This window comes from Mycobacterium sp. 29Ha, assembly GCF_032883055.1.
GTDB classification, from domain to species: Bacteria; Actinomycetota; Actinomycetes; order Mycobacteriales; family Mycobacteriaceae; genus Mycobacterium; species Mycobacterium gallinarum.
Window position 1 is genome coordinate 185084 of record NZ_JAMQTI010000001.1, and the last position, 18542, is coordinate 203625.

Sequence of the window (18542 nt, forward strand, 5' to 3'; positions counted from 1 at the left end):
TTTGCGCTAGGCGATTTGCTCGAGTTTCATCGGTGTCTCGATGACGAGGGGCTTGTTGGTGCCACAGGAACCGCTGGGGCTGTTCGTCCGCTGGCGGCCCACCAGGAAATTCGTGATCTTCATGTTGCGTTCGCCGGGCACCGGGTCGAATCCCCAGAACTGGAATCGTTGCTCTCCCGGGGCGACGCCACCGCCGGGGCAGAACTGCCATTCGGGGATGTTGCGGTCGACGACCCAATATGTGTTCGGGTAGCCGTACCAGAGCCGCGCGGTCCACCCCGCCGAACTCACTGCCGTGCCTTCGCATTCGACCGGGCTGACACAGTCGGAGGACAGTGTCCACGTCTCGTCGATCGTCGGCATGTCCTTGCGAACGTCGTTGACCAACGCGAAGTCACCGTTGGCGTAATAGCGGTAGGTGCCGTTGAGCTCGTTCCCGAAGTCCGATGCGTGCGCGGCCGGGGTGACGGTCAGCGTCGCGGCGACGGACATTGCCGCTACGGCGCCCGCGACGACCTTGTAACTACGCATGGCTCAAAGCCTATCTCGCCTGGTAGCGATCATCTTCAAAAGCGAGAATTTGATTCTCTGCCGTGTGAGAATATCCGGGTGCGATCCATCATCGCAGTGCTTGCTGCAGCCCTGACCGCAGGCTCGATCGTGGCGTCGCCTGCGGCGTCCGCCGGACCGACCCAGTGCAACGAGCCGAGCTGCGTTCCGGGTATCCAGCCGGGCGTGGTGCTGGGCTCGTACTGCAATCAGACCAAGTACTACTCGTTCGGCGTTACCTCATGGGGACGACTGGTGTTCTGCGGGACGCCGAGGCGCTACGAACCACGCTGGTTCCGGTCACCCGAAATGCGCGGAATCAAGGACTACATGAGTGACTGCGCCGGCTATGACGGCGAGGTCGCCCAAGCGCCCGACGGCATGTTCCTCAGTTGCGTGACGCGCGAGGACGGCTTCCCGAGATGGGAAAGCGGAGAACAGCTTCGGCCCGCCCCGTGAGTTCCTAGCCGACAGGCTTGAACTCGATGTTGATCTCTGTCAGCCCGCGCAATATGAACGTCGGCTCGTACTCGTAACGCCGCGCGTCGATCGGCCCGTGCTTCTCCTCGCTGACGGTGATGTCGGTCAGCCGGTCAAGGAGGCGCTCGATCGAGACCCTGCCTTCGACACGCGCCAGGGGAGCGCCGGGGCACGAGTGAATGCCACGGCTGAACGCAATGTGTTCGCGCACATTCTTGCGATCGAGGGAGAACTCGTGCGGATTCTCGAAGCGGGCAGGGTCGCGGTTGGCGGCACCGGGACTCACCATCACCGTGGTTCCCGCGGGCACCGGGGTGTCGCCGAGTGTCGTTGTCTTGCGGGCCATCCGGAACACGCTCTTCACCGGGCTGTCCATCCGAAGGCACTCCTCGACGAACACCGGGATGAGGCTACGGTCGTCACGCAACTGCTGCTGGATGTCGGGCCGGTCGCTCAGCACCCGCATCGCCGCGCCGAGCAGCTTGGCGGTCGTCTCCTGGCCGGCCGCGAACAGGAACGTCGCGGTCCGCACCACATCGACCACCTCGGGGGTCGAACCGTCGGGATACTTCGCGGTCGCAATCGAGGTGAGCACGTCGTCGCGCGGGTTCTGTCGGCGTTCCTCGATGTACTGCGAGAACTTCTCGTCCGCCCACGCGAGCGGGTTCACGGCGATCACTTCGTGGTCGAGGCTACCGATGTTGGTTCCCTCGCCTTGGGCGCCGAACGCCTGACGAAAGTCCTCGTGGTCCTCTTCGGGCACGCCGAGTAGGTCGGCGACCACCAGGAGCGAGAACGGCTTGGCGTACGCGTTGAGGAACTCACAGTGGCCCGCGTCGATGAACTCGTCGATGTGGCGGTCGGCGAGCCGCCACATGAAGTCCTCGTTCTCCTTGAGGCGCTTGGGCGTCAGCAGCCGCGAGAGTACCGACCGCGCATCGGTGTGATGCGGCGGATCCATCGTGACCATGTGCTCGTGCATGATGATCTCGGTGCGGTGCTCCTCGAGCTGCGCGCAGATGTCGTCACCCTCGGGCGTAAACGGCATCGGCGTGAAGGGCCCCATGACCGCGACGCAGGACGAGTAGTTCTCGGTGTCCTTGTAGACGGAGTTCGCCGCTTCCCAGCCGGTCACGGCGAGCACGCCGTTGTTGATCGGACAGCACACCGGATCCTTGCTGCGTACATGGTCGTAGTACGGGTGAGGATCGGGCACCAACGACGGATCGGTGAAGTAGTCGACCGAGTCGAAATCTGTGGTCATCGTCTTGTGAGCCCTCCAAGGTCGGCGCTTACTCGCGTCGTGGGTGTGACTGAATCGGTCGCATCGACGAGCCGGCTAGCCAAATATGCTGAGCACCTGCTTAGCATGGCGCTAAGGTCAGGGTCAAGGACGCGCGGCCGGTCGGCACTACGATCGGCGTGTCGTAACACGCGACGTCGGAAAAGAGGACTGACGCCATGACATCGGTGCGAAGGATCGGGGCGCCGGAGGCGAAGAACCGCGGTGTCCTGCTCGATGCCGCCGAGCAGCTGCTTCTGGACGAGGGCTACGCCGCGGTCACATCGCGCCGGGTCGCTGAAAAGGCCGGACTGAAACCCCAGCTCGTCCACTACTACTTCCGCACCATGGAGGATCTCTTCCTCGCGGTGTTCCGCCGGATGGCAGAAGCCGGGCTCGGTGTGCTGCAGACAGCACTGAAGTCGCCGCAGCCGTTGTGGTCGCTGTGGAGGTTCAGCACGCAGCCCGAGGCGACGAGGCTGACGATGGAATTCATGGGCCTGGCGAATCACCGCAAGGCGCTGCGTGCCGAGATCGTCTACCACGCAGAACGATTCCGGGCTGAACAGAACGCCGCGATCGCCGCCGCGCTCGATCGGTACGGCGTCGCATCCGACGACGTTCCGCCTGTGGTGTGGACGGTGTTCGCGACGAGTGTGTCCCAGGGGCTGGTGATGGAACGCGCGCTGGGCATCACCACCGGTCATGCCGAGACGTTTGCGTACTGCGAGCAATGGATCCGCCGACTGGAGGGCGAGCCACTTACAGACGCTTGAGCGTGAAACAGCTCTCACCAGTTGCGAATCGAGCAGAGCGCGCCCTTGGGTCCCTGATGAGTTTTGACGACGACTCCGTCTATCGCAAGCACGCAATGGACGTTGGGAGTCAAGCCGGGTTCGCCTTGCGCAACGACCATCGCCCATTCGTCGGGATTGGCCAGCTGCACATCGAGATTCCACTGCTGATTCGGTCCGACGTCGGCCTCGACCTTCGGGGTGTAGGCGTAGGGGTTGTGGCTGTAATCGGCCCAGTTGGGTGGGTCGACATCGCGGTAGTAGATCTTCAGGTACGCAGGCCCCTCGGCGAACACCGTGTACTTCACGTTGTGCAGCGGAGCCTGAGCCGTCGCCGGCACGCTCGCCGCGGCGACGCCCGAAGTCGCCAGTGCTGTTGCCGCAGCGAGCCGCAGCAACGCTGTCGGCGTCCAAACGCGGGGTGTGGCCGGAAACTTCATTCCCCGAATTTTAGAACCATGTTTTCGCACGGTGGGCCGAATGCTCGATCTGGCTCAGACCGAAAGAATCGTCGCCGAGGCGGTGCCCGGCGCGCCGTAGACCTGCGCCAAACCGACCTTCGGCTCCCCGGGAACCTGCCGGTCACCCGCCTCGCCGCGAAGCTGGCGCACCAACTCGTGGACCTGCCGCAGACCCGAGGCGCCGATGGGTTCGCCGTTGGCGATCAGACCGCCGTCGGTGTTGATCGGGATGGTGCCGTGGATCTCGGTGGCGCCATCGGCCAGCAGCTTCTCCTGCTCGCCGTCCGCGCAGAGGCCGGTCTCGGCCATGTGGATCACCTCTGCACCCGCATCGGTGTCCTGCAACTGGGCGATGTCGACGTCGTCGGGACCGATTCCGGCCGCCTCGTAGGCCGCCTTGGCGGCGTACACCGTCGGCGACGGGTCCTCGTCGAGAGGCGCACTCGTGGCGTGCACCTCGTAGGCACCGTACGTGCGGGTCCGAATCTCGCTGGCACGCACGAACACCGGCTTGTCGGTGAACTTGTGGGCGATGTCCCCGCGGCACATGATCACCGCGGCCGCCCCCTCGTCCGGAGCACAGAACATGTACTGGGTGAGCGGGTAGTTCAGCACCGCAGAGTTGAGGATCTCGTCGACCGAGATCTCCTTGCGGCGGAACGCGTTCGGGTTCAGCGCACCGTTGCGGAAGTTCTTGTTCGCCACCCGCGCCAACGTTTCCTGGGAGATGCCGTGCTTGTGGATGTAATGGTTGGCCTTGATGCCGAAGAACTTGGTAGTGACGAACTGGCCGTTCTCGGCATACCACTGGGGCAGGGCCAGTTTGGCTGGGTCGTCGGTGAATGCGCCGCGGGGATGCTTGTCCAGGCCGATGGCGATGCCGATGTCGTACTTGCCGAGTCGGATCGTGTCGGCCGTCTGCTGGATCGCCGATGCCGCGGTCGCGCACGCGTTGAACACGTTCGTGAAGGTGATGCCGGTCAGCCCCACCAGGCGGGTGACAGCGTCGGGGTTGGAAACCTCGTAGCTGCCGCCGAAGCCGAACTGGATGTCCTTCCAGTCGACACCCGCGTCGGTGAGGGCGAGCTGGATCGCTTCGGCGCCCATCTCCATGGCTGTCTTGTCGAACCGGCCGAACGGATGGAGTCCCACTCCGATGATCGCAACGTCGTTGGTCATGTCACGGTCCTCTCTAGACGGGCTGGAAGGCGAAGGTGATGATCTCGTTGCCCTCGTCGTCGGTGGTGAACGGCACCATGGTCAGCTCGACCTGCATGCCGAATTGCAGCTTCTCGGGGTCGTTTTCGGTCAGCCGGCCCTCGACGCGGATCACGTCATCGAGCTGGACCAGGCCCACGCCGAACGGCACGAAGTCCTTACCCGCGGGCCCCTTGTACGGGGCGCCGGGCGGAAAGCCCTGCGTCGTCCAGGCGACCAGGGTGCCCTGGCGGGGGAGATGCACGTCGGTCATCTCGCCGCCGCTGCACTTTGGGCAGCGCTGCTGGACAGGGAAGGTGGTCGCTCCGCACACACCGCAGCGACTGCCGATCAGCTGCGGGTTCTCGTCGGGCCACGTGGAGATCTCGGGGGCGAGCGCTTTCTGGGTGGACACGGAGTGACCATAATCGGAAATGACGTTCTCGTCTAGAGAGAACAATGTCCGCATCAGCTGTTGCCGCCGCTCACATGACTCGAGAGATGTCGGCCTCGATCGCCGTCACCTTCGCGGGATCCACGCCCCACGGCTGATCCACCCCGACACTCCGATCGAGGTCCCACAGCACACATTGCTCACCCGGCCTCCCCACCATCGACCAGGCGATCACCGTCCTTCGCAGTTGCTCCTCCGCCGAATCGGTGACGGTGCCTGCGGGTGCCCCGCCCTCGGGATGGTGATGAAGGAACCGGCCGTATGCCCTTTCGCAGAACGCGGCGTACCGGGCGGTGCACAGGATCAGGCCGTGCCATGCCTCGTCAACGGCGTGAGATGGCATCCCGATGACCTGATCGTCGCGCAGGGCCGCGCCGCAACACCTCAACCATTGCCGGAGACCGGTGTCGATGAGCTCCCGGGGCTGCCACGGACACGTCTTGAACACGGCGGGCGGAAGTTCGAGTTCCGACGCCGCAACCAGCACGCGATCGACCGGATCGCCGCGCCAACGCCGCACGTCATCACCCTATGCGTACCGATGGGGACTCGGTGTTCTTCTCGCATTCATGGTGCTGGCCGCGGTTGCAACGCGTTAGCCTGCCCGTGTGGATGCCGACAAAGCGCAGATCGCCGACGTTCTGATCCGCTACGCCACCGGAATCGATTTCAAGGACTGGGCGCTGTTGCGCACCTGCTGGACCGAGGATGTCGACTGTGACTACGGCGAGGTCGGGCGTTATTCGGGTGTCGATGCCATCAGCGGGTTGATGGAGCAGCTCCACAGCTCGATGGGGCCCACCTACCACCGGCTGTCCAACTTCACGATCACTGTCGACGGCGATCGGGCCACCGCCAGATCCTATGTCTTCGCGCATCTGCAGGCGGTTCCCGACGATCCGGCCACTTGGGTTGAGGCCCTTGGTCATTACGACGACGAACTCGCCCGTACTCCCGACGGATGGCGCATCGCCCGCCGCACCACGCAGATCGCGCGGGTGCAGTCCGGTGTCACGGTGATCCCGCAGTCATGAGCATCCTGCCCGGACCGATCCGACAGATCGGTTACATCGTCGAGGATCTCGACGACGCGCTCGTGCCGTGGATCGACCTGGGTGTCGGCCCGTTCTTCGTCATGCGGGGTATTCCCATACGAGCGTCTTATCGCGGCGACCCGTGTGAGGTCACGATCTCGATGGCGCTAGCCAACAGCGGGGAGATGCAGATCGAGCTGATCCAGCAAGAGGACAGCACCCCGAGCATCTACACCGAATTTCTCGCGGCCAGTGGTCCTGGCTACCACCAACTCGCGTACTGGACGGATGATTTCGACGCGACGATGGCATCTGTGCGTGATGCCGGCTGGCCGGTGGTCTGGCTCGGAGACGAGAACGTCGGAACACGGTTCGCCTATCTCGAGCCGCCGAATAGTCCCGCCACCGTCATCGAGATCATGGAAGACAACGAAATCACTTCCGGCATGGGTAAATTCGTACGTGATGCCGCAGTCGACTGGGACGGTAGCGATCCGATCCGCGTCCTCGGGGGGTAGGCGCTACTTGTCGCGCTTCATCACCTTGTCGGCGGCTGACCAGTGTTCGTCTGAAACCCACAGGCGCGCAAAGGCTGCGACAGCCTCCGTCGTCGTCGCCCCCTTCATGACGCGCTTGATCTCTCCTGCCGGACGGCCGGCCATGGCGCGGGCGAGATCACGCCAGCCGCTGTCGAACGATGCCCGCGGGATGACGCGGTCCACCAGCCCCAGCCGTTCGGCCTCCGCTGCACCGACGATGGTGCCGCTGCCCGCCAGCAGCAGCGCTTGGCTGTAACCCACCAGCGCGACGAGACGTTCGGCGCCGCCCCACGCCGGCATGATCTCCAGCGCCACTTGGTTGAATCCGATCTTGATGTCGTCGGCCGCGACCCGGATGTCCGCAGACACCGCGAACTCGGCGCCCCCGCCCAGTGCGTGCCCGTTCAATGCCGCGATCGTCGGCCCGGGAAAGCCGGCGATCCGGTCACAGATGGTCCGCATGCGGAAAGCCATCGCCGAGGCGTCGAGCTCGGTGCGCAGCGCGCTGAGTTCCTTGAGGTCGCCGCCGGAGACAAAGGCGCGGTCACCGGCGCCGGTGATGACGAGCGCCCGGGCACCGTCAGCGCTGTCGAGCGCCTTCTCCAGTTGGTCCATCGTCTCCAGGGAAATGGCGTTGCGGGCATGCGGTCGGTCGATGGTGATGACCGCCAGCCCGTCGTCCAGCTCGAGGTCCACCATCTAGCGTTCTCCATTCCCGGTATTGGCATTCTCTCTAGCGGAGAATAGCATCGGGCCCGACGCGGAGGTGCAGCCGAATACATGCGAAAAATCCCTGAGTACCTGACGAAACGCTACGTCGCCGAAGGTTGGTGGACACAGGAAACACTCGGGGACCTGGTGGCCGGCGGACTGGCGGCCAATCCAGCGACGGCCTTCAACGTGCATTCCGCGGTGCGGCCGTACTCCGGCACCTTCGGTGACGTCGAAACCCAGGCCCGCAGGCTGGCGGCGGGACTTCGGTCGCGCGGCGTGGGCGCGGGTGACGTCGTCGCAATCCAATTGCCCAACTGGATGGAGGCCGCCGCCGCGTTCTGGGCCGCGACCTTCCTGGGTGCGGTGGTCGTGCCGATCGTGCACTTCTACGGGCGCAAAGAACTCGGTCACATCATGACGACGGCACGGCCGAAGGTCTTCATCACCACCGCCGAATTCGGCCGCATGACCTTTCAGGCCGACCTTTGCGCGGACGTGCCGATCGTCGGGCTGGTCGGCGAAACGTTCGACGACCTTCTTGCGGACGACCCCATGCCGGGCACCATCGCGGCGGACCCCGCGAGCCCGGCGCTGATCGCCTTCACCTCGGGTACCACGAGCAATCCCAAAGGCGTCATCCACAGCCACCAGACCCTCGGTTTCGAAACGCGGCAGCTTCTCGAGAATTACCCGCCTGACCGCGGCAGGCAGCTGACGGCGACCCCGGTGGGGCACTTCATCGGGATGCTCGGCGCATTTCTCATCCCGGTGCTCGAAGGAGCGCCCATCGATCTGTGTGACGTGTGGGACCCGGGCCGGGTACTCGAGCTCATCGAACGCGACGGTTTGTCGATCGGCGGCGGGCCGCCGTATTTCGTCACGAGCGTGCTCGACCATCCGGACTGCACGCCGGACCACGTGCGCCACTTCACGACGGTCGGGTTGGGCGGCTCGACGGTTCCGGCGGCAGTGACACGGCGCCTGGCCGATCTCGGCATGTTCGTGTTCCGTTCCTACGGCAGTACCGAGCACCCGTCGATCACCGGGTCGCGCCGCAGCGCGCCGGAAGACAAGCGCCTGTTCACCGACGGCGACGTCCGGCCCGGGGTGGAGATCCGGCTCGGGCCCGACGGCGAGATCTTCAGCCGAGGGCCAGACCTGTGCCTCGGCTATACCGACGAGGCGCTCACCGCGAGCGCGTTCGACGCCGACGGCTGGTACCGCACCGGCGATGTCGGTGTCCTCGACGACGACGGCTACCTCACGATCACCGATCGCAAGGCCGACGTGATCATCCGGGGCGGCGAGAACATCAGCGCGCTGGAGGTCGAGGAGGTCCTGCTCGGTATGCCGGCCGTCGCCGAAGCCGTGGTCGTCGCGGTGCCCGACGACCGTCTGGGCGAGCGCGCGGCCGCAGTGCTGCGCGTTCGCGACGGCTCGGAGATGCCGACGCTTGACGAGGTGCGAGAACACTTCAAGGCGCAGGGTGTCGCGGTCCAGAAGTGGCCCGAGGAGCTGCACCGGGTGGACGATTACCCGCGCACTGCGAGTGGCAAGGTTCAGAAGTTTCGCGTCAGGCAGTCATTGCATGCGTGAGCGGTAGGCAACCCCGCCGGTAACGTCATTACCACTACGGCGAAAACCTTGTTACCATCGCGCTAGGAGAATAGGATTCTCGTCAGAGGATAAGGAGTCTTTCATGGGCCAGCTGTCGCACCGCGTCGACATTCCGTTTCCGCTGTTCGATGCGGACAACCATCTCTACGAGCCGCCGGAGGCGATGACCAAGTACCTCCCCAAGGAGTACAAGGATATCGTCCAGTACGTCGAGATCAATGGCCGTACCAAGATCGCGCTCAAGGGCGTGATCAGTAACTACATCCCGAACCCCACCTTCTCCGTCGTCGCCAAGCCGGGCGCCTGGGAGGAGTACTTCAAGTTCGGAAACCCCGACGGCAAGAGCAAGCGCGAGCTGTTCGGTGAGCCGATGCGCGCCATTCCGGCGTTCTTCGAGCCCGAGCCGCGCCTCGAGAAGATGAACGAGCTGGGCATCGACCGTTCGCTGATGTTCCCGACCCTGGCCAGCTTGATCGAGGAACGCCTGTCCGACGATCCGGTCGCCATCCACGTGATCATCCACGCGCTCAACGAGTGGCTGCATGAGGTATGGGGCTTCAACTACCAGAACCGGATCTTCACCACGCCGGTGATCACCCTGCCCATTGTCGAGAAGGCCATCGAGGAACTGGAGTGGTGCGTCAAGCGCGGTGCTCGCGCGATCCTCATCCGTCCCGCACCGGTGCCGGGCTTCCGCGGCCCGCGTTCGTTCGCGCTGCCCGAGTTCGATCCCTTCTGGGAGCGCGTCGTCGAGTACGACATCTTCGTCGGTATGCACTCGTCTGACAGTGGCTACTCCCGGTACACCTCCGAGTGGGACGGTGCGGCCCAGGAGATGCTGCCGTTCCAGACCAACGCCATGTCGATCCTCAACGAGTGGCGCCCGATTCAGGATGCGGTGGCTTCCTGGGTGATTCACGGTGCGCTGTTCCGGTTCCCGAAGCTGAAGGTGGGCATCGTCGAGGCCGGCTCGAAGTGGATGTTCCCGCTGTTGGATTCAATGGCAGAGGTATGGAAGAAGGCGCCGGAGGCCTTCCTCGGCAACCCGATCGAGGAGATCAAGAACCGCATCTACGTCAGCCCGTTCTACGAGGAGGGCATCGACGAGCTCATCAACCTGATCGGCGTGGAACAGGTGCTGTACGGCTCCGACTGGCCGCACCCGGAGGGCCTGGCTGAGCCGACCCACTACGTGACCGCGCTCGAACATCTTGCGCTCGAAGACCAGGCGAAGATCATGGGCGGCAACCTCGGCCGCCTTGTCACCGTGTGACGGGTAGTCAACCTTTCCAGACCATCCCCGAGATGGTCTTGAGCGCGGCGGACCGCTTCGGCGATGCAGAAGCGGTTGTCGACGGTTCGCTGCGCCTCACCTTTTCCGGGGTCGTCGATCGGATCCGTCGTGCGGCAGGGGCGTTCGCGGACCTCGGTATCGAGAAGGGCGATCGGGTAGCCATCTGGGCGCCGAACTCCGCGGAATGGATGATCGCCGCGTTCGGAATCATGACCGCGGGTGCGGTGCTGGTCCCGGTGAACACGCGGTTCAAGGCTGACGAGGCCGGCGACATCATCGTCCGCAGTGGGGCCAAGGCCGTCATGGTCCAACAGGGCTTCCTGAACCAGGATTACTCTCTGCCCTCTTTGAACACCGGCCGGCGTCCGCCGGTCATCGACCTGAAGTCGGGCTTCCTGGCCTCTGGTTCACCTCTGCATCGGCAGGTCAGCGGAGACGACATCTCCGACATCATCTTCACATCGGGCACGACCGGCAGGCCCAAGGGCGCCAGGATGAATCATCTTCAGACGCTACGAGCCTACGAGGAGTGGGCCACGCTGGCGGACCTCCGTGAAGGTGACCGCTACCTGATGATCAACCCGTACTTCCACACCTTCGGGTTGAAGGCCGGATTGGTCGCGTCGTTCCTGCGCGGCGCGACAATGGTGCCGCTTGCGGTGTTCGACATCGATCGCGTGGTGGAACTCGTTGCGGCCGAACGCATCACGATGCTGCCCGGCCCGCCGACGCTATACCACTCGCTACTCACGGTCGCTGACAAGACCAAGCTCGCCACGCTGCGGGCCGCGGTTACGGGCGCCGCGGACATCCCGGTCGAACTCATCAGGCGCATCCGCGACGACCTGCCCTTCGAATCGCTGATGACCGGCTACGGGCTCACCGAGGCGGGCAACGTCACGTTGTCTCGGCCGGGTGATTCACCCGAGGACGTCGCGACCACGGCGGGCCTGCCGTGCGAGGACGTCGAGGTGCGGATCGCCGATGACGGCGAAGTGTTGGTGCGTGGCTACAACGTCATGCAGGGATACCTCGATGACCCCGTCGCCACCGCCGAGGCGATCGATCGCGACGGCTGGCTGCACACCGGCGATCTGGGCACCCTCGACGCCGCGGGACGGCTGCGGATCGTCGGCCGCAAGAAAGACATGTTCATCGTCGGCGGATTCAACGCCTATCCCGCCGAGATCGAGGGCTTTCTGCTCGAGCATCCGGCGATCGCGCAGGCCGCGGTCATCGGCGTGCCGGACGAGCGGATGGGTCAGGTGGGCAAGGCGTTCATCGTGGTGAAGGCCGACGCAGGAGCGATGAGCAGCGACGACGTCATCGAGTGGAGCCGCGGACGAATGGCGGGTTTCAAGGTGCCCCGGTATGTAGAGTTCCTCGACAAGCTGCCGTTGAACGCCACCGGCAAGGTGGTGAAGGACGACTTGAAGAAGCTGCACAGCTGAGCGCGTGCACAGCGTGTAAATAGCATTTCCGCAGGAAGGGCGGCATCAGTCCGGCCTTTGAGTGGAGGGTATCGTCGCGGCGATACGCAATAAAAGAAAATGGCATTCTCGTGAGTAGTGGGACATACAGACAAGGAGGTCGCTGTGCCGTCATTCAGGCGCCGCGCGTCGGCGACCGACACTGATCAGCGCGCCGTGGAACCGCCACTGGAGGCGGACGGCACGACCGACGATGCGCTGACACTGGCCGAGGAGGCCGAAGCCGAGGCGGCCGAGGCCGAAGCCGCTGCCGCCGCGGCGCGCGCGAAGGCAAAGGCGATCCGGTTGCGTCGCGAGGCGCAGGAGGCCGAAGCCAGAGCCAAAGCCGAGGCCGACGCGGAGAACCAGGCCGACGACGAGGTCGCGGCGGATGAAGCGGTGGAGACCCAGGCCGCCGTCGAGGGCGCTGCCGTTGATTACGACCAGGAGGCCGCTCCGAAGGGACGCCGCTGGGGGCTCATCGTCAAGGTGGTGGCGATGACACTCGCGGTCCTCTGCACCGCCGCATTGATAACCGCCAGCGTGCTCATGGTGAACGAGCACCGGAAGGCAACCGAGAATCAACAGCTCAATGCAGAGTTCGCCGCCGCCGGCCGGCAGGGAGTCGTGACGCTGATGTCGCTGGACTTCAACACCGCCGAAGACAACGTTCAGCGCATCATCGAGAACACCACCGGCCAGTTCAAAGCGGACTTCGAAGACCAGGCTGCGGATTTCGTCAAGGTCGCTCAGGATTCGAAAGTCATCACGGACGTGACCGTCACCGCCGCCGCCGTCGAGTCGATGACCCCGAATCAGGCGGTCGTGCTGGTTGCGGCCACCTCCCGCGTGACCAATTCCTCAGGCGCCAAACAAGAGCCGCGCGCATGGCGATTGCAGGTCAGCCTGGAACGAGTGGACGGCGGACAGATCAAGATGGCGAAAGTCGAGTTCGTGCCATGAGCGCCGACGAGAACACCACAGTGCCGGCGGACGACCCGACCGCCGAGGAAAGTAGCCAAGCCGTCGAGATCACTGAGTCCGGCGAATCGACAGACGATTCCAGCGACGGCACCGCCGAGGCCTCCGCCGAGAAGGTATCCGATGAAAAGCCCGCGCGCGGCGGCGACCGGGGCATCGTCCGCCGAAATATCGGGGCCATCCTCGTCGCGGTCGCACTGGTTGCCTCTGCCGGCGTTGCCGGGTGGCTGTACTTCTCTCAGTACCGGATAGACCAGCAGACCAACGCGGACGCAACGAACGTCGCTCTGGAAGCCGCGAAAAACGGCACCGTGGCGTTGTTGTCGTATTCGCCGGAGTCTCTCGACAAGGACTTCGCCGCCGCCAAGTCGAATCTGACCGGCGACTTTCTCTCGTATTACACGCAATTCACCGAGCAGATCGTCACTCCCGCGGCCAAGGAAAAGCAGGTCAAGACGGCCGCATCGGTAGTGCGGGCAGCGGTGTCAGATATGCAACCCGACTCCGCCACGGTGTTGGTGTTCGTAAACCAGGTCACCACCAGCAAGGAGAATCCGGACGGCTCGTTCGCAGCGAGCAGCGTCAAGGTCGGACTGAAGAAGATCGACGGCCGCTGGTTGATCAACACCTTCGACCCGGTCTAGCGGCGCGCGAAAGTGGAGCTTTCGGCCGTTGTGCCGCTGCCGGTTTCGGTCGTCGACAACCCGGCGGCAGCGTTCCTATCGGTGGGGACCGAGCCGCCGTTGCCCCGAATCGTGCGATCGATGCTCGACACGGTGGAAGAACCGAGTCGGACTGTCATCGCCACTGCCGCGTCGCTTGTCGGCGACGTGCGCACCGCTCTCGCGTCCCGGGATCTGGCAGCGGTGAGTGTCGCGGCGGTAGGTGGATTGGCTCACAGGGCCGACTGTCTCGGCGCGGCGCTGGAATATCTGCAGCGAGCGGCGTTCTCGACGAGCCACGTGCTCGTCTACGACATCGCCACACCGTTGGCGCCGGCCGACCTTGCCGCCCGTGTCGTCGAAGGCATGCGCTGTGGTGGCGCAGTCGTGATGCCGGCACTGGCGGTGACCGACAGTGTCAAGGCCGTCGACGGACACGGGTCGATCACCGCCACCGTCGATCGGTCGGTGTTGCGCGCCGTCCAATATCCGCGCGGTTTCACCGTCGACGCGTTGGCCGGACTGCTCGAACGGGGCGCGTCGGCAGACTTCGACGAGATCGCGGTGGCCATCGATGCCGCGGTGCCCGTCACCTTCGTCGACGGTGACCCCGATGCGTTCCGTGCCGAGCTGCCCGAGGACGCCGAGTTCGTCGAAGCGATCACCGCGAGCAGGATCAGCGGCGCGTGAGAAGGCGTTCGGCGACCGCGATGTCCGCAGCGTAGGTCACCTTGAGGTTGCGCTGTTCGCCGCGGAAGGTGCGGACCTCGACATCGGTGAACGCTTCCACGCACGACGATGTGTCCGTCCCCTCGAACCCTTCACGTTCGGCCGCGCGGTATGCCTGCAGCAGCGTCGCTGCGCGAAAGGCCTGGGGGGTCTGGACGCGCACCAATGCTGCGGAGCCGGCCAACAATTCGACGTCATGGCCGCGGGTGCGAATCACATCCGCGACCGGCATCGCGGGGATGGCGCCACCGAACTCGCGGGCGACCGACAGCGCGGTGACGAACATGTCCGGCCCGGCGACCGGCCGGGCGGCATCGTGGATGATGACGACGTCGACGGCCCCAGAGTCGATGTCGGTGGCAAGATACCGCAGCACATTGGACTCCGACGCGTGCCTGGTGTCGCCTCCCTCGACGAACTCGACTGTGGCCGTTGGTACTTCACTCTGCAGCGTATCCCTGGCCAACTCGTACTCTCCGCGCCGGAACACCAGCACGGTACGAGCGATCTCGGGCACTCGTGTCAACGTGTCGATCGACCACGCCACCATGGAGCGGCCTGCGATCCGCAGATAGGCCTTGTTACCGTCGGCGCCGACCCGGGTTCCCAGACCGGCTGCCAAGACGACGGCGACGGCGTCGGGGCCCGGCCTTGCGCTCATGCTCTCATCTTGTCACTGCGGACCGTCCCGCCGCGGTGCGCTGTTGCCCCGGCCAGTCGCAAGGTCTGACCGCCCCCCGGTCGACCGTCAGTCTTCTGCGTGCCGGTCGTGGTCCCACCGCTCCAGGCGCACCTGCAGGTTGTACAGGCCGATCGCGGCGAGCGGAACGCAGACCGAGATGCTCACCACCCAGAACGCGTTCACGAGGTCCTCGGTTCGGCGGCGCAGCGGTCGGCGATCATCTGCAGAGCCGTCTTGCGCTTGAGGTGGTAGTGGTCGCGATCGCTGATGACCCACTGCTCGAACCACCTGTCGAGGAGGTCGCCCGCCCGAAGCAGCGGAAGCAAGTCGGCCATCAACTGTGCGTCGGCATTGTCGTCGAGCAGCAGCTCGATGAGATCGGCCGAGTGGTGAAAGTCGACGTAGACGTCTGGAGAGAGCTGAAGGTACTGCGGATCCACCGTCAGCAGGGGCCCGGCGCCGGCGGGCCGGAGGCGCCACAGCGCCGATCGCAGGCTCGCGACGGCCTTGGGGAGATGGACGTTCGGCCAGAGCTTGGTGCACACCCAGAGGCGGTGCACAGGTTTGCGCTTCATCGCGACGAGCGCGACAAGCCGTTGAGAGGCGGGAGGCAGGGTGACGTGCCGATCGCCGTGATACACCGCGAAGTCGCCGAGCAGGCTCACTGAGAACTGGTCCACGTTTCGATCGTGGATCCCGCTACCCGCCAGGGCGTGAGTAGTGCGCTACTCCATATCTCACCGATGTCGTGCGGTGCCTCGCCAGGGGATGCGGTGAAATGTAGCCGGAAAGGACAGACCACATGACTGAAGCGCAGCGACCGACGATCATCCAGCACCGGGTGCGCCGGATGACGGGTCGTGACCCCGACGAACAGCACCGTGTTGCGACGCCGCTGGAGCTGCTGTTCGACCTGACGTTCGTCATCGCGTTCGGCATCGCCGCCAATGAGTTCGCCCACCTCCTGGCCGAAAATCATATCGGCGCGGGCCTGCTCGGCTTCTCCCTCGCCACGTTCTCGGTGTGCTGGGCGTGGATCAACTTCAGCTGGTTCGCCTCGGCGTATGACACCGACGACTGGGTCTACCGGCTGATGACGATGCTGCAGATGGTCGGCGTCATCATCATGGCGCTCGGCTTCCCGCCGATGTTCGCCTCGATCGAACACGGCCAGCACGTCGACAACCGCGTCATGGTGGGCGGGTACATCGTCATGCGAATTGCCCTGGTGGGGCAGTGGTTACGCGCGGCCAGCCAAGACCCCGAACACCGGTCGGCGTGCCTGACCTACGCGCTGTGGGTGACCCTCGCACAGGTCGGCTGGTTGGCCGCCCTGCTGCTGCACACGTCGGTTCCGGTGACGCTCATCGTGGTCGCACTCCTGATCGGGGTGGAGACTCTGGGCCCGCTGTTGGCCGAGACCCGCAGGGGCGGCACCCCGTGGCACGCGCACCACATTGCCGAACGCTACGGCCTGCTGGCGATCATCGCTCTCGGCGAAGGTGTGGTCGGAACGGTGGCGTCGTTGTCGGCCGTGGTCGGCGCGCAGGGCTGGACGTTCGACGCCGCGTTCGTCGCCGTCGCAGGCGTGGGGCTCACGTTTGGCATGTGGTGGTCGTATTTCGTGGTGCCGCACGCCGAACTGCTGCACGCCCACCGCGACCGCTCGTTTTGGTTCGGGTACCTGCCGATCGTGATGTACGGCGCCATCGTGGCAACGGGCGCCGGTCTGCACGCCGCCGCCTACTACATCGAGCACCACTCGAAACTGAGTGCGGCCGAGACCGTCTTGACTGTCGCTGTGCCGGTTGGGCTGTACATCGCCTCTATCTACGCGCTCTACATGGTGATCGTGCGCAAGGCAGAACCCGTTCTCGTGCTGCTGCTGGGACTCACCGCCGTGGTGCTGGCCGTTGCGGTGTGGCTGGCCGATTCGGGCCGTTCGATGGCGAACTGTCTGCTGGTCGTCACATTGGCGCCGCTGGTGACGGTGATCGGATACGAACTGCTTGGCCATCACCGTGCCAAGGAGAAGGCGACACCCGCTTGATCGGAGCTATCGCGGCGCGGGATGCGGTTCGAAACCCTCGATCACGAGATGTGGACTTGCGTTCTCCGCCCGCATCACGGCGCGCGCCTTGCGGCGCGTGATGAGGATGCCCACCACCGCAAGCGCCCAGACGGCGTACTGAACCGTCCACGCCAGCCGAAACGATTCGAACGAGATGTCGCCCACCGCGTCGAGGATGACGCCCATGAACTGCATGACCAACAGCGACGCGATGAAACCGCCCATGTTGACCATGCCCGACGCGGTGCCGAGCGTGGCCCGAGGATTGAAGGTTCGGGCGAAGTCGAACCCGACCATCGATCCGGGGCCGCCGACCGAGATGACCACCACGAGAACCACCAGTAGCCACAGCGGCGCCCGGCCGGGCAGCGCCAACACCACGGACCAGATGACGGCGTTGCTGGCGATGATGCAGAGCACCAGCCGCGACCTGCGGTTCGGATGACGTCCGGTGAAGATGCCGACCAGAATGCCGGCGGAGATCGCGGCGACCACCGACAGAGTTAGCAAGGTGCCTGCGATGGTTGCCGAAAGACCCTGAGCGACAGTCAGATACGGCACACCCCACATCAGCGCAAACACCGTCACCGAGAACTGTGTGCCCATATGCGTGAAGAAGCCCAACCGGGTCCCCGGTCGCAGCCACACCGTTTTCACGCTGACCAGTATTTCGCGCAGCGACGTGGCTTCGGCTTCGACGATGCGGCCCTCGGGAGTGTCCTGGACCAGCAGCAGGGTGAGGACGATCGACAGCACTCCCAGCGCGGCCACCGAGACGTAGGCGGTGGTCCAGCCCGAGCCGGCGAGCAGAGCGAAGAACGGGATGGCGGACAGCACCTGGCCGAGCTGGCCGCAGATCCCGGTCAGCTGCGTGACCAGCGGCACCTGCCGGGGGCTGAACCAATGCGGAACCAGGCGCAGCACGGAGATGAAGGTGAACGCGTCCCCCAGTCCGACGACCGCGCGCGCACCGATCGCGACCGGCAGGGATTCGGTGAAGGCCAACGCCAGCTGGCCCGACGCCATCAGCGTGGCACCCGCGACGATCAGCGTTTTGGAACCGAACCGATCGAGCAGTAGCCCGGCCGGTACCTGCGCGCCCGCGTAGACGACGACCTGCAGCACCACAAACGCCGACAAGACGGTGGGGCTTGCGGTGAATCGGTCGGCCGCGTCCAGGCCGGAAACCCCGAGCGTGGTGCGGTCGAGGACGGCGACGATATAGGCGAAGAGTCCGGTGGTCCACACGATCCAGGGACGCACGCCGAAACCTCACTACCGCCGATTTGTCTTAATGTCTGCCAAATTCATCCTCCCGCAACGACCGCTCAGGAAGCCAATCCGTCAACCGTGAAATCACTCACCCGATCGGCCAGCCTCGACAAACAAAGTTGGCTGAGAGGTTGCATTCAAATATGATCAAAAATTACCACAGAGGTAAATATGCAGATAGAAACCCATTACAGGAGTAGCTAAAGACTCATTCTCCTGTTAGGTAACCATTCGCTAAATCTGCACGTGCGCGCTAGAGTG

The 18542-nt window shown here is 64.7% G+C and carries 21 protein-coding genes; 11 read left to right on the top strand and 10 right to left on the bottom strand.

The window, feature by feature from the left end; genetic code table 11:
• Positions 1-6: 6 nt before the first annotated feature.
• Positions 7-531, bottom strand: a complete 525-nt coding sequence (locus M1248_RS00955; protein ID WP_317147298.1) for a hypothetical protein — start codon at positions 529-531, stop codon at positions 7-9.
• 78 nt (positions 532-609) lie between these two features.
• Here M1248_RS00955 and M1248_RS00960 point away from each other — a divergent pair, with 78 nt between their 5' ends.
• Positions 610-1008 (top strand): hypothetical protein, encoded by a 399-nt coding sequence (locus M1248_RS00960; RefSeq protein ID WP_317147299.1) that lies wholly within the window; start codon positions 610-612, stop codon positions 1006-1008.
• 4 nt (positions 1009-1012) lie between these two features.
• On the opposite strand, the gene M1248_RS00965 is transcribed toward M1248_RS00960, so the two are convergent.
• Positions 1013-2293, bottom strand: coding sequence for a cytochrome P450 (locus M1248_RS00965; RefSeq protein WP_317147300.1), 1281 nt, complete (start codon positions 2291-2293; stop codon positions 1013-1015).
• 197 nt (positions 2294-2490) lie between these two features.
• Here M1248_RS00965 and M1248_RS00970 point away from each other — a divergent pair, with 197 nt between their 5' ends.
• Positions 2491-3087 carry a helix-turn-helix domain-containing protein gene (locus tag M1248_RS00970; protein WP_317147301.1) on the top strand — a complete coding sequence of 199 codons (597 nt, stop codon included), beginning with the start codon at positions 2491-2493 and terminating at the stop codon, positions 3085-3087.
• 14 nt (positions 3088-3101) lie between these two features.
• Here M1248_RS00970 and M1248_RS00975 read toward each other — a convergent pair whose 3' ends face one another.
• The 4 genes from M1248_RS00975 to M1248_RS00990 are packed head-to-tail and all read right to left on the bottom strand — an operon-like array spanning position 3102 to position 5737.
• Positions 3102-3545, bottom strand: a complete 444-nt coding sequence (locus M1248_RS00975; RefSeq protein WP_317147302.1) for a hypothetical protein — start codon at positions 3543-3545, stop codon at positions 3102-3104.
• Positions 3546-3599: 54 nt separating this feature from the next.
• Positions 3600-4745, bottom strand: coding sequence for a thiolase family protein (locus tag M1248_RS00980; RefSeq protein WP_317147303.1), 1146 nt, complete (start codon positions 4743-4745; stop codon positions 3600-3602).
• A 13-nt stretch (positions 4746-4758) separates the two neighbouring features.
• Entirely contained in the window at positions 4759-5232 is a 474-nt protein-coding gene (locus M1248_RS00985) for a Zn-ribbon domain-containing OB-fold protein (protein ID WP_163729878.1), read from the bottom strand.
• Positions 5233-5248: 16 nt separating this feature from the next.
• A complete protein-coding gene (locus M1248_RS00990) occupies positions 5249-5737 on the bottom strand; it encodes a hypothetical protein (protein WP_317147304.1) in 489 nt (162 codons plus the stop codon).
• A gap of 88 nt (positions 5738-5825) precedes the next feature.
• Between M1248_RS00990 and M1248_RS00995 the strand changes: the two genes are divergently transcribed.
• Positions 5826-6251, top strand: coding sequence for a nuclear transport factor 2 family protein (locus tag M1248_RS00995; protein ID WP_317147305.1), 426 nt, complete (start codon positions 5826-5828; stop codon positions 6249-6251).
• Entirely contained in the window at positions 6248-6769 is a 522-nt protein-coding gene (locus M1248_RS01000) for a VOC family protein (RefSeq protein ID WP_163729875.1), read from the top strand. Before M1248_RS00995 ends, M1248_RS01000 begins: the two co-directional genes overlap by 4 nt.
• Before the next feature lie 3 nt (positions 6770-6772).
• Here the strand turns inward: M1248_RS01000 and M1248_RS01005 are convergent, their stop codons facing one another.
• Entirely contained in the window at positions 6773-7489 is a 717-nt protein-coding gene (locus M1248_RS01005) for an enoyl-CoA hydratase/isomerase family protein (RefSeq protein ID WP_163729874.1), read from the bottom strand.
• An 81-nt stretch (positions 7490-7570) separates the two neighbouring features.
• On the opposite strand from M1248_RS01005, the gene M1248_RS01010 reads away from it, so the two are divergent.
• From M1248_RS01010 to M1248_RS01035, 6 genes are all read left to right on the top strand, one after another.
• Positions 7571-9100, top strand: coding sequence for an AMP-binding protein (locus M1248_RS01010; protein ID WP_317147306.1), 1530 nt, complete (start codon positions 7571-7573; stop codon positions 9098-9100).
• Between the two features lie 103 nt (positions 9101-9203).
• Complete coding sequence (locus M1248_RS01015; RefSeq protein WP_163729872.1) at positions 9204-10394, top strand: amidohydrolase family protein; 1191 nt, start codon at positions 9204-9206, stop codon at positions 10392-10394.
• On the top strand, positions 10391-11866 hold the full coding sequence (locus M1248_RS01020) for a FadD3 family acyl-CoA ligase (RefSeq protein WP_317147307.1): 1476 nt from the start codon (positions 10391-10393) through the stop codon (positions 11864-11866). Before M1248_RS01015 ends, M1248_RS01020 begins: the two co-directional genes overlap by 4 nt.
• Positions 11867-12010: 144 nt before the next feature.
• The gene (locus M1248_RS01025; RefSeq protein ID WP_317147308.1) at positions 12011-12847 is read left to right on the top strand and encodes a hypothetical protein; all 837 of its coding nucleotides are present in this window, start codon (positions 12011-12013) and stop codon (positions 12845-12847) included.
• Positions 12844-13509 (top strand): hypothetical protein, encoded by a 666-nt coding sequence (locus tag M1248_RS01030; RefSeq protein ID WP_317147309.1) that lies wholly within the window; start codon positions 12844-12846, stop codon positions 13507-13509. Before M1248_RS01025 ends, M1248_RS01030 begins: the two co-directional genes overlap by 4 nt.
• Positions 13510-13521: 12 nt before the next feature.
• Positions 13522-14217, top strand: a complete 696-nt coding sequence (locus tag M1248_RS01035) for a 2-C-methyl-D-erythritol 4-phosphate cytidylyltransferase (protein ID WP_317147310.1) — start codon at positions 13522-13524, stop codon at positions 14215-14217.
• Here the strand turns inward: M1248_RS01035 and M1248_RS01040 are convergent.
• On the bottom strand, positions 14204-14917 hold the full coding sequence (locus M1248_RS01040) for an IspD/TarI family cytidylyltransferase (RefSeq protein ID WP_317147311.1): 714 nt from the start codon (positions 14915-14917) through the stop codon (positions 14204-14206). The genes M1248_RS01035 and M1248_RS01040 overlap by 14 nt on opposite strands.
• Before the next feature lie 200 nt (positions 14918-15117).
• On the bottom strand, positions 15118-15618 hold the full coding sequence (locus M1248_RS01045) for a transcriptional regulator (protein ID WP_317147312.1): 501 nt from the start codon (positions 15616-15618) through the stop codon (positions 15118-15120).
• 122 nt (positions 15619-15740) lie between these two features.
• Here M1248_RS01045 and M1248_RS01050 point away from each other — a divergent pair, with 122 nt between their 5' ends.
• Positions 15741-16988 carry a low temperature requirement protein A gene (locus M1248_RS01050; protein WP_317147313.1) on the top strand — a complete coding sequence of 416 codons (1248 nt, stop codon included), beginning with the start codon at positions 15741-15743 and terminating at the stop codon, positions 16986-16988.
• Positions 16989-16994: 6 nt separating this feature from the next.
• Here M1248_RS01050 and M1248_RS01055 read toward each other — a convergent pair whose 3' ends face one another.
• A complete protein-coding gene (locus M1248_RS01055; RefSeq protein ID WP_317147314.1) occupies positions 16995-18272 on the bottom strand; it encodes an MFS transporter in 1278 nt (425 codons plus the stop codon).
• Positions 18273-18542: the final 270 nt, after the last annotated feature.